Source organism: Providencia sp. PROV080 (assembly GCF_033688105.1).
Lineage (GTDB): Bacteria > Pseudomonadota > Gammaproteobacteria > Enterobacterales > Enterobacteriaceae > Providencia > Providencia zhejiangensis.
In genome coordinates, this window is sequence record NZ_CP096347.1 from 187,070 (window position 1) to 197,829 (window position 10,760).

At 45.9% G+C, this 10,760-nt stretch carries 10 protein-coding genes and 2 pseudogenes; 6 read left to right on the plus strand and 6 right to left on the minus strand.

Going from position 1 to position 10,760, the window contains the following annotated elements:
• Nucleotides 1–66: 66 nt before the first annotated feature.
• Nucleotides 67–690 (minus strand): annotated as a pseudogene (locus M1F03_RS19940) (APH(3') family aminoglycoside O-phosphotransferase); the annotation flags it as partial.
• Between the two features lie 67 nt (nucleotides 691–757).
• Here M1F03_RS19940 and M1F03_RS19945 point away from each other — a divergent pair.
• Nucleotides 758–1,920, plus strand: a protein-coding gene (locus M1F03_RS19945) for an IS3 family transposase (protein ID WP_130574490.1) whose coding sequence is annotated in 2 segments (ribosomal slippage) — nucleotides 758–1,022 and nucleotides 1,022–1,920 — 1,164 coding nt in all. Because the reading frame shifts where the segments join, the coding sequence is not laid out codon by codon here.
• Here M1F03_RS19945 and M1F03_RS19950 read toward each other — a convergent pair.
• Nucleotides 1,856–2,407: an ABC transporter substrate-binding protein gene (locus tag M1F03_RS19950; protein WP_318840143.1), complete on the minus strand. Its 552-nt coding sequence runs from the start codon at nucleotides 2,405–2,407 to the stop codon at nucleotides 1,856–1,858. The two genes, M1F03_RS19945 and M1F03_RS19950, sit on opposite strands and share 65 nt — an antisense overlap.
• 6 nt (nucleotides 2,408–2,413) lie before the next feature.
• Nucleotides 2,414–3,493: an ABC transporter ATP-binding protein gene (locus M1F03_RS19955; protein WP_095762590.1), complete on the minus strand. Its 1,080-nt coding sequence runs from the start codon at nucleotides 3,491–3,493 to the stop codon at nucleotides 2,414–2,416.
• Between the two features lie 65 nt (nucleotides 3,494–3,558).
• Between M1F03_RS19955 and M1F03_RS19960 the strand changes: the two genes are divergently transcribed.
• Nucleotides 3,559–4,643 (plus strand): IS3 family transposase gene (locus M1F03_RS19960; RefSeq protein ID WP_374195714.1). Its coding sequence is split into 2 segments (ribosomal slippage): nucleotides 3,559–3,820 and nucleotides 3,820–4,643, totalling 1,086 coding nucleotides; the frame shifts between segments, so codons are not numbered across the junction.
• 72 nt (nucleotides 4,644–4,715) lie between these two features.
• Here the strand turns inward: M1F03_RS19960 and erm(42) are convergent.
• Nucleotides 4,716–5,621, minus strand: a complete 906-nt coding sequence (gene erm(42), locus M1F03_RS19965) for a 23S rRNA (adenine(2058)-N(6))-methyltransferase Erm(42) (protein WP_052259183.1) — start codon at nucleotides 5,619–5,621, stop codon at nucleotides 4,716–4,718.
• Nucleotides 5,622–6,040: 419 nt separating this feature from the next.
• On the opposite strand from erm(42), the gene M1F03_RS19970 reads away from it, so the two are divergent.
• From M1F03_RS19970 to M1F03_RS19980, 3 genes are all read left to right on the plus strand, one after another.
• Nucleotides 6,041–6,751, plus strand: coding sequence for a recombinase family protein (locus M1F03_RS19970; protein WP_194433555.1), 711 nt, complete (start codon nucleotides 6,041–6,043; stop codon nucleotides 6,749–6,751).
• Nucleotides 6,748–6,972: a hypothetical protein gene (locus tag M1F03_RS19975; protein ID WP_000743213.1), complete on the plus strand. Its 225-nt coding sequence runs from the start codon at nucleotides 6,748–6,750 to the stop codon at nucleotides 6,970–6,972. The genes M1F03_RS19970 and M1F03_RS19975 overlap by 4 nt, the downstream gene beginning before the upstream one ends.
• Before the next feature lie 210 nt (nucleotides 6,973–7,182).
• Nucleotides 7,183–8,676 (plus strand): IS91-like element ISVsa3 family transposase, encoded by a 1,494-nt coding sequence (locus tag M1F03_RS19980; RefSeq protein ID WP_015344975.1) that lies wholly within the window; start codon nucleotides 7,183–7,185, stop codon nucleotides 8,674–8,676.
• Between the two features lie 235 nt (nucleotides 8,677–8,911).
• Here M1F03_RS19980 and glmM read toward each other — a convergent pair.
• A pseudogene (glmM, locus tag M1F03_RS19985) lies at nucleotides 8,912–9,154 on the minus strand (phosphoglucosamine mutase); the annotation flags it as partial.
• Nucleotides 9,155–9,240: 86 nt separating this feature from the next.
• Nucleotides 9,241–10,056 (minus strand): sulfonamide-resistant dihydropteroate synthase Sul2, encoded by an 816-nt coding sequence (gene sul2 / locus M1F03_RS19990; protein WP_001043260.1) that lies wholly within the window; start codon nucleotides 10,054–10,056, stop codon nucleotides 9,241–9,243.
• 306 nt (nucleotides 10,057–10,362) lie between these two features.
• Here sul2 and M1F03_RS19995 point away from each other — a divergent pair, with 306 nt between their 5' ends.
• Entirely contained in the window at nucleotides 10,363–10,674 is a 312-nt protein-coding gene (locus tag M1F03_RS19995) for a hypothetical protein (RefSeq protein WP_000338945.1), read from the plus strand.
• The last annotated feature ends 86 nt before the right edge of the window (nucleotides 10,675–10,760 follow it).

Below are 10,760 nucleotides of genomic sequence, written 5' to 3' on the forward strand. Positions count from 1 at the left end.
TCCAGGGAGATGTCCTGAAGCGCGGTGTCCGGAATTTCAGGTTTGTGTCTCTACAAAGACTAACTATCAGAAAAACTCATCGAGCATCAAATGAAACTGCAATTTATTCATATCAGGATTATCAATACCATATTTTTGAAAAAGCCGTTTCTGTAATGAAGGAGAAAACTCACCGAGGCAGTTCCATAGGATGGCAAGATCCTGGTATCGGTCTGCGATTCCGACTCGTCCAACATCAATACAACCTATTAATTTCCCCTCGTCAAAAATAAGGTTATCAAGTGAGAAATCACCATGAGTGACGACTGAATCCGGTGAGAATGGCAAAAGCTTATGCATTTCTTTCCAGACTTGTTCAACAGGCCAGCCATTACGCTCGTCATCAAAATCACTAGCATCAACCAAACCGTTATTCATTCGTGATTGCGCCTGAGCGAGACGAAATACGCGATCGCTGTTAAAAGGACAATTACAAACAGGAATCGAATGCAACCGGCGCAGGAACACTGCCAGCGCATCAACAATATTTTCACCTGAATCAGGATATTCTTCTAATACCTGGAATGCTGTTTTCCCGGGGATCGCAGTGGTGAGTAACCATGCATCATCAGGAGTACGGATAAAATGCTTGATGGTCGGAAGAGGCATAAATGCCGTCAGCCAGTTTAGTCTGACCATCTCATCTGTAACTGTTCTGGTCTAATTCAAATAGACACTTCAATTTGAGACACTAGAAGTTGTCTGACTTGGAGTGATTATGAATCAGAAACGTAAATATAATAGCTACACCAAAGAATTCAAACAAGAAGCTGTTGCCTTGGTGACGGAGCAAGGTTACAGCGTGGTTGAAGCGGCTCAGGCCGTAGGTGTTAATCCCAACCAAATTTATGCTTGGAAAAAGCATTTTGAAGACCAAGCCAGCGGTGTTGCTCTATCTGATGATGAGCGTGCTGAGCTACGCAAACTACGCGCTGAAAACAAGCGTTTGCGCATGGAGAAAGAAATATTAAAAAAGGCTTCGGCCTTCTTCGCCAAGGAAATGAAATAAACTTTAAGTTTATTCACCAAGCACGGCAAGAAGGCTACCCAGTAGGCTTAAGTTGTAAGACGCTTGGGCTTAGTCGTTCAGGCTACTATGCATGGGATAAACGCCCAGCACAGCTCATTACTGAGGATACACTGATGTTGTATCGCACAGCTAAGCAACTTTTTAAAGACAGCCGTGAAAGCTTGGGTAGCCGTGAATTAATGAAAAAACTGAATCAGCATGGCTTCGCTATTGGTCGTTATAAAACGCGTTCCATCATGCAAAGGCTTAACCTTGTCGTTAGGCAGCGCGTAGCTTACAAGGTAACAACACAGCGCGATAAACGTCATTTGGCTGCGCCGAATTTAGTCAGTATGGACTTTAACCCAGAACGGCCCAACCAAGTATGGGCGGGTGATATTACCTACTTAAAAACGGCACAGGGCTGGATGTATTTAAGCGTGGTCATGGATCTTTATTCGCGGCGTATTGTTGGCTGGTCGATCAGTAAACGCATGACGACAGACTTAGTTTTAAAGTCATTGCAACAAGCTTATTGGCTAAGAAAGCACCCTAAGGGAGTTATCTTCCATAGCGACCGCGGTTCGCAATACACCAGTAAAAAGCTAAGGAAAGCCTTAGTCAGAATGGGTATAAAGCAATCAATGGGCGACACAGGCGCTTGCTGGGATAATGCAGTAGTTGAACGCTTCTTTGGAAGCTTAAAGCATGACTGGATATTAAAAGTCCATCACGCAACTTACGAAGAAATGGTTGCGGATGTTACGGCTTACATGAAGTATTATAACGTAAAAAGGCTTCATACAGCTAACGGGGATGTGAGCCCTGTTGAGTATGAAAATTATCAATTAAAAGTGTCCACTTGGACTTGACCAGTACACTATACCCTGCTTCTTGAATTATATCTAATCTATAAAACAGTGCAGAAACTCCGCTGTCATAAGGAACAGCTAGTAACTTATCATTATATGTAGAGCTAGTAATTTTAAAATCCATATAATCATCTGTATCTAAATGATCTGAAAGATCTACAAAATAATCTTCATAGTATTTGAAATAACCCTGCATATTATAATCTTCTTCAATTATAATATTTGGAAGATTTTTTCTAGACCCACTAGCGAGTGCCACTCTAAATTTTTGAACAAGTTGATATTGTGAAAACTCAACGACTTCAAACTCAACATCTGGGTTATCTTTTTTATATGCTTTAACAGCTTCTTCTGCTGCAACAACAGAAGTGTCAAAAGCCCATATAACTATCTTATCGCTTTCATTTTTTCTTAAAAGAAATAAGCCTCCTACTAGCACAGCAACCAAAACAACTGCCGCAACTATAATTGAAATGTTTTTTTTCATAAACGATTACTCCTTTTTTGTTTTTATTCTTTGTTTTGAAAAACTATTAAAAAAATGCAAGTTACTCTCTTCTATTTTAACGCTCACAAAATTTACATTTAGAAAATCTTCTGAGGCTTTGCATTTAACAACAAATTCTTGCCCATCTTCTTTGCAATGAAGCAATAGTTCAGATCCTATTAGTTCTTTATTAAACACTTTAAATATTTCATCTGTATTGTCAATTATAATATCTTCAGGTCTTATTCCAACAATCACCTCGTCACTTGAAATTGATTCTAAGGTTTTTAAATAAATTTTACTTTTTAATAAATTAATATAAGTGCCATCTTCATCATTTAACACATTGCACTTTATAAAATTGATTTTTGGAGTACCTATAAAGCCAGCAACAAACATGTTATCAGGGTTGTTATAAATTTCATATGGCGTTCCAACTTGTTGTATTTCACCTTGGTTCATCACAACAATTTTTGTTGCCATCGTCATTGCTTCAATTTGGTCATGAGTAACATAAATCATTGTGCCTTTTATGTTTTCTTGCAAGTTTTTAATCTCTAATCTTGTTTTATTTCTCAAAATGACATCTAAGTTAGATAATGGCTCGTCCATTAAAAACACTTTAGGATTTCTTATAATTGCCCTTCCAATTGCAACTCTTTGCATTTGTCCGCCCGAAAGTTGACGAGGCTTTCTTTTAAGTAGATCAGAAATTCCAAGCAATTCTGCAACTTCGTTAACCTTTTGTTCTATAACAGATTTTTTCATTTTTCTAATTTTTAATGAAAATGATAAGTTATCATAAACAGTTAGCATAGGGTATAACGCATAATTTTGAAACACCATGGCTATATCTCTATTTTTTGGGTCAACATTATTTACCAGCTTATCTTCAATATACACATTTCCGCTTGTCTGGTTTTCAAGTCCAGCAATTATATTAAGAACAGTTGTTTTCCCGCACCCAGATGGGCCAACTAAAACAACAAAATCCTCATTATTAACTTCCAAATTAAAATTTTTAACAACAAAGTTTTTCCCATCGAAAGTTTTGTTTATGTTTTCTAGCTTTAATTTTAATGTAATCCCCCCGAAAAATCGCAGCAGTTATTTATAGAAAATTCTATTAAAATAAACTCAAGGAGTTTTCTATGCGTAAATCAAAATTCACTGATAGCCAGATATTGGCAATCATTAAACAAAATGAAAGTGGTATGCCCGTTCCAGAACTCTGCCGAGAACATGGTGTTAGCTCTGCAACATTTTATAAGTGGCGAGCTAAATTCGGCGGTATGGATGCTTCGTTGATGAAGCGAATGAAAGAACTCGAAGACGAAAACCGTCGGCTCAAAAAAATGTATGCGGAAGAACGTCTCAAAGCTGAGATTCGTTTGGAGGCGCTTGAGGGAAAGTTATAAAGCCATCTCATCGTAAGGAGATGGCTAAGGCTGCCGCAATTAAGTATGACATAAGCATTCGCTTTGCTTGCTTGTGCATGAATGTGAGCGAAAGCTGCTTTTACTATCAAAGTAAACTTAATGCTGAAAACGATCAGATTGCTGACTGGCTAATACGCCTAACCGAAAACAAAAAACGTTGGGGGTTTGGTCTATGTTTCTTGTATTTACGCAACGTAAAGGGCTTCGCATGGAACCACAAGCGCGTTTATCGAATTTATTGTGAGTTGGAGCTTAATCTTAGAATTAGGCCTCGCAAACGCTTAAAACGCGATAAGCCTGATGCCCTCAGTGTGCCTGTAGCCATTAACCAAGTATGGTCTATGGATTTTATGTCAGACAGCTTAGCCAGTGGCCGCAGCATTCGAACCTTTAATGTCATTGATGATTTTAATCGTGAATGCTTAGCGATTGATGTTGATTTATCGTTGCCTAGCGCACGAGTTATTCGGTCGTTAGAACAAGTCATCGAGTGGCGCGGTAAACCCAAAGCGATACGATGCGACAACGGACCAGAATATATTTCAGGAGAGCTAATAAACTGGGCAACACGGCAGCAAATTACCTTACTTTATATTCAGCCTGGCAAGCCTACACAAAATGCTTACATTGAACGCTTTAACCGAACAGCTCGTCATGAATGGCTTGATTTAAATATATTTGAGAGCGTTGAGCACGCTCAAGAACTTGCCACACAGTGGCTTTGGACTTATAACAATGAGCGGCCGAATACGGCGATTGGAGGAATACCCCCGAGACAGCGATTACAGGTAGCTTAAACTCTATAAATAGTTACTGTGAAAAGTGGGGGGATTACATTAACATTTAGCTTTTCCTTATCTGCCGTTTATCTATTTTCTGTTATTTTGCTTTCTATTTCTATGAATCTTTTCTAAACTAGACTCATGTTCTAACATTCTTTTATACGAATTGTTAACTAAAACTTTTTTATCCTTGCTTACCATGTTCGAATTATAGAGTTTAAACATTTTTAGCCAAAATTCATAACTCCAATTACTTATATTTGAATCATCATTAATTCGGCTTTCTTTTAAAATTATTTTTTGTTGCTTATAACTAAAAATTCGTTTTGTTTTTTCTTTAAATGTAACTCCCTTTTCTAAAAAGACAAAAGCTAAAAAATCTTTCCAAGCATGCCTGTCTTCAAGGTTTATATCTGTAAAGTCTTTATAAGAAAATTGGCCCAAAATAATGTTTGCGTTTGGAGCTGGCTTAAAATCAAATTTGCTAAAGCTATGCAATATGTTAGTTTTGAAAAATGGTTTATATAATAAAGATTTATAAGACTCCTTGTAAGATGGTGCACCCGCATACTTTAAAAAAGGTTCATATTGCATAATTAAAAAAGTATCTAAGGGTGGGTTCTCACTATCTAACAATTTATTTAAAATGCTTGCCGTTATGTTAAATGGAATGTTTGAAAAAACTTTATAATTATGGTCTGGTAAATTGTATTTTAAAAAATCGGCTTCAATAATAGACACATTTGAACTTTTAAATTCATGGGTCAACTTATCAGCCAATACACTATCGAACTCAATAGCAGTAACGGCTTTGCAGATTTTGCTTAATGCCTTGGTTATTATGCCTTTTCCAGGCCCAATCTCAACAACAAAATCCTCCTTAGTTATATTGCTTTTAAAAAGCAAATCTTCGACTAATTTAGTATTATGCAAAAAATTCTGTGAGTCTTTAATGTTGAAATTTTTGTTTTTTATTTTAGTGTTTTTATTCATATCCATATATTACAATTATAGACTGATTTTGTCAAGTAAGAATTGTTTTGATTTATGTATAATTCCTACAAGTTCGGAAATTTAAAAATGAAAGAAGCCTGAAATTATCAGGCTTCAAGCTTGTAAGATTTTTAAGATTATATTCTGCTATAACAACAAGTTTAAAAAGCGTTTATTATTCAGCCTGCGCTCTATAAAATACCGCAACTACATTAGATATTAAATGCACAACTTGTAATACCATATAATAGCATTAAAAATTTGATGTTCTAACGGCAAATTTCTCATTAATAAACTTATTATCAAAACCATAATTGAGATGGTTACTATCTGAATAATGTATAATGGCTTGTTTTTTCTATTACTTGATTTTTTTATAAAATTATTAATTAATAAACCACCAAATAAAAGTAATAAAATTGGTATTATTAACAGAAAGTAAAAAACTCAGCACCGACGCGCAGGACTTGGAACGCCAAGAGGCGATCACTACGGCCGCGAAGGCCGCCGGCTACTACGTCGCCGGCATCTACCGTGAGAAGGCATCCGGCGCACGCGCCGACCGGCCTGAGCTGCTGCGCATGATCGGCGACCTACAGCCCGGCGAGGTGGTCATTGCCGAGAAGATCGACCGCATCAGCCGCCTACCTTTGCCCGAGGCCGAGCGCCTGGTGGCCTCGATACAGGCCAAAGGCGCACGCCTGGCCGTCCCTGGCGTGGTCGATCTATCCGACCTGGCGGCCGAGGCCCAGGGCGTCGCCAAGATCGTGCTGGAAGCCGTGCAGATCATGCTTTTTCGCCTGGCCTTGCAGATGGCCCGCGACGACTACGAGGACAGGCGCGAACGCCAGCGCCAAGGCATTGAGTTGGCCCGCCAGGCCGGGCGGTACAAGGGCCGCCGTGCTGATCCGAAGCGCCGCGCCCAAGTTGTCGCGCTGCGCAAGTCCGGCTACAGCATCAACAAGACCGCCGAGCTGGCCGGGTACAGTGCGGCCCAGGTGAAACGGATATGGGCCGAGGTCAGCCAGGCCGAAGCGAAGCAGCACGGCGCGTTCGTGGAGGACGCATTGACGGAAGCCGATGCCCTGGCCGCTGTCGGCCAGGATGAGCGCCAGGAGGAAAGGGCATGAAGAAGCCGAACCAAGACGACGAGCCGTTTTTCATCACCGAGGAGATTGCGGCCGAAATGATCGCCGGCGGCTATGAGTTCGAGCTGCCGCCCATTCCTTGCACCATCCGCCTACGCGACGTGCTGGAGCGCATGACCGATGCTGAGCTAGCATTGCAGCCGGGCGAGATCGCCGACCAGGAGCGTGAACGCTGCCGGCGCAAGCCGTGTTCAACCTCATGATCTGGTCATGGTATTTTTCATGGCACTGAGCCTGATAGTTCTTGCAAATTGTTGTCACTAAAGGGTTTTGTGTGCTTGTTTACAATCGAGTGGGAGTGACGGGCACTGGCTGGCAATGTCTAGCAACGGCAGGCATTTCGGCTGAGGGTAAAAGAACTTTCCGCTAAGCGATAGACTGTATGTAAACACAGTATTGCAAGGACGCGGAACATGCCTCATGTGGCGGCCAGGACGGCCAGCCGGGATCGGGATACTGGTCGTTACCAGAGCCACCGACCCGAGCAAACCCTTCTCTATCAGATCGTTGACGAGTATTACCCGGCATTCGCTGCGCTTATGGCAGAGCAGGGAAAGGAATTGCCGGGCTATGTGCAACGGGAATTTGAAGAATTTCTCCAATGCGGGCGGCTGGAGCATGGCTTTCTACGGGTTCGCTGCGAGTCTTGCCACGCCGAGCACCTGGTCGCTTTCAGCTGTAAGCGTCGCGGTTTCTGCCCGAGCTGTGGGGCGCGGCGGATGGCCGAAAGTGCCGCCTTGCTGGTTGATGAAGTACTGCCTGAACAACCCATGCGTCAGTGGGTGTTGAGCTTCCCGTTTCAGCTGCGTTTCCTGTTTGCCAGCCGGCCCGAGATCATGGGGTGGGTGCTGGGCATCGTTTACCGCGTCATTGCCACGCACCTGGTCAAGAAAGCGGGCCATACCCACCAAGTGGCCAAGACGGGCGCGGTCACCCTGATCCAGCGTTTTGGATCGGCGCTCAATCTGAATGTTCACTTCCACATGCTGTTTCTCGACGGTGTGTATGTCGAGCAATCCCACGGCTCAGCGCGTTTCCGCTGGGTCAAGGCGCCGACCAGCCCAGAGCTCACCCAGCTGACGCACACCATCGCCCACCGGGTGGGTCGCTATCTGGAACGGCAAGGCCTGCTGGAACGGGATGTCGAAAACAGCTATCTGGCCTCGGATGCGGTGGATGACGACCCGATGACACCCCTGCTGGGGCACTCGATCACTTACCGTATCGCTGTCGGTTCACAGGCGGGGCGAAAGGTGTTCACTTTGCAAACTCTGCCGACCAGTGGTGATCCGTTCGGTGACGGGATTGGCAAGGTAGCCGGGTTCAGCCTGCACGCCGGCGTGGCGGCCAGGGCCGATGAACGCAAGAAGCTCGAACGGCTGTGCCGGTACATCAGCCGCCCGGCGGTATCCGAGAAGCGGCTGTCGTTAACACGAGGCGGCAACGTGCGCTACCAGCTCAAGACGCCGTACCGGGACGGCACCACGCACGTCATTTTCGAACCATTGGATTTCATTGCAAGGCTGGCCGCCCTGGTACCGAAGCCCAGAGTCAACCTAACCCGCTTCCACGGGGTGTTCGCACCCAACAGTCGGCACCGGGCGTTGGTCACGCCGGCAAAACGGGGCAGGGGCAACAAGGTCAGGGTGGCTGATGAACCGGCAACACCAGCACAACGGCGAGCGTCGATGACATGGGCGCAACGGCTCAAGCGTGTTTTCAATATCGACATCGAGACCTGCAGCGGCTGCGGCGGCGCCATGAAAGTCATCGCCTGCATTGAAGACCCTATAGTGATCAAGCAGATCCTTGATCACCTGAAGCACAAAGCCGAAACCAGCGGGACCAGGGCGTTACCCGAAAGCCGGGCGCCACCGGCTGAGCTGCTCCTGGGTCTGTTTGACTGACGAGCCTGAAGGCCAACGATACCAATCAAAATGCTGCGTTCACAGCGCCGCGGCAGGGATCCGCCGTGCTGGTTGTCGGAAAAGGAGCCGCTAGTGGGAAAGAGGAGGGTAAATTTTCAGCGTTGCTGGCTCCCCGTCAGCCGGATTGGGTTGCATCGCAGGGGTGTCGAAAGAGTCAACTGCGGTCCAAAGCTGTTGGACTTGGGTGAAAAGGGCGTTTATTCTTCCTATACGTTGTCGGCAGCGGGCCAAAAAGGAATACGTCCATGCCCATCGAGGTGAAACCGGCTGTGAGCGCGGGTTCAAGCATATAGCCCGACAGGCGCGTATCCTTGCCGATCACGACACGATGGCGGTGGTCACCGCGACGAAAGACACGGCCAGCCGCCATGCCGACGCGCAAGGCGGTTTCCGCCGTCATCGCGCCTTCGTTGGCTTTGCCACGAATACCGTCTGTGCCGAAATATTTGCGCACCATAAGGTCGATTATCCTGTCGTCGGGTCGCCCTCAAAGGGGACATGCCTGCTGAACCGCGAATATAGAGAAATATCCCGAATGTGCAGTTAACGAATTCTTGCGGTTTCTTTCAGCGCCGCCAATACCGCCAGCCCGTCGCGCAAGGGGCGCGGCTCGTGTGTGCGGATGAAGTCAGCTCCACCTGCGGCGGCGGCAAGCTCTGCAGCGAGTGTCGCGGCCCCGACATCCCCCGGACCACGGCCTGTGAGCGCGCGCAGAAAGGATTTGCGCGAAACAGACAGAAGCACCGGCAAATCGAAGCGCAGCCGCAATTCATCGAACCGCGCCAGCACCGAGAGCGAGGTTTCGGGAGCAGCCCCCAGAAAAAACCCCATGCCGGGATCAAGGACAAGGCGGTTGCGTTTGATACCGGCACCCGTCAGCGCCGCGATGCGCGCGTCAAAGAACGCCGCAATGTGATCCATGATGTCGCCAGCGGGTGCCTCGCGCCGATCTGCCTGCCCGTCTTGCACCGAATGCATAACGACGAGTTTGGCAGATGATTTCGCCAATTGCGGATAGAACGCAGCGTCTGGAAAACCGCGAATATCATTGAGATAGGCCACACCACGCGACAAGGCATAGGCTTGCGTCGCGGGTTGATAACTGTCGAGCGAGACGGGAATGCCATCTGCCTTGAGCGCGTCCAGCACCGGCGCGATACGCGCGATTTCTGTGTCGGACGAAACAGGCGCGGCGTCGGGATTGCTGGATGCCGGACCGAGGTCGATCACATCTGCCCCCTCGGCCATCAGCTTACGCGCCTGCGCAATGGCTGCGTCTGGCGCCAGATACCGGCCTCCATCGGAGAAACTGTCCGAGGTTATGTTGACGATGCCGAAAATGATGAGCGATTTATTCATGGGGGCTTCTATAATAATAATAATCGAGCATGAGTCTCATACGGATGCTCGGGTCGAAAGGGAATCCCCAGGCGAGTAACCTGTTTGCGGTGATCCATTAGCTGCAGGAGCAGAATAGCATACATCTGGAAGCAAAGCCAGGAAAGCGGCCTATGGAGCTGTGCGGCAGCGCTCAGTAGGCAATTTTTCAAAATATTGTTAAGCCTTTTCTGAGCATGGTATTTTTCATGGTATTACCAATTAGCAGGAAAATAAGCCATTGAATATAAAAGATAAAAATGTCTTGTTTACAATAGAGTGGGATAAATGGACGCTAAAGAACTGAACCACATGATAGCTGAGGCCTACAGCCGGGATTTGCAAAAGCCTGAGCTGGTATCGTTCAAAGAGGTGAGTCGCTGGGGGCGTAAGTACGGTTTCCCCGTCGTATGCACTCTGGCCGATGAAAGTGAAGAAAAGCAGATCCACTGGGCTGCCAGTTTGCTCATTCAAGTAGCCGGTACTTGGCCGCGAGAAGATATGCCGGAATTGCTCACACCGGAACGGGGCTCCGCGCTGTTCAACGATGCGATGCAGTTATTGGCGAATGGGCTTGGAGCAGCAAATCAATTGCGCTGACAGCACAAACCTTGTCAATAAGCGGCCTTCATGGCCGTTTTTTTGTTTAAAGTTTGTTTTAACAGAACCATAATTAGATATTGCAG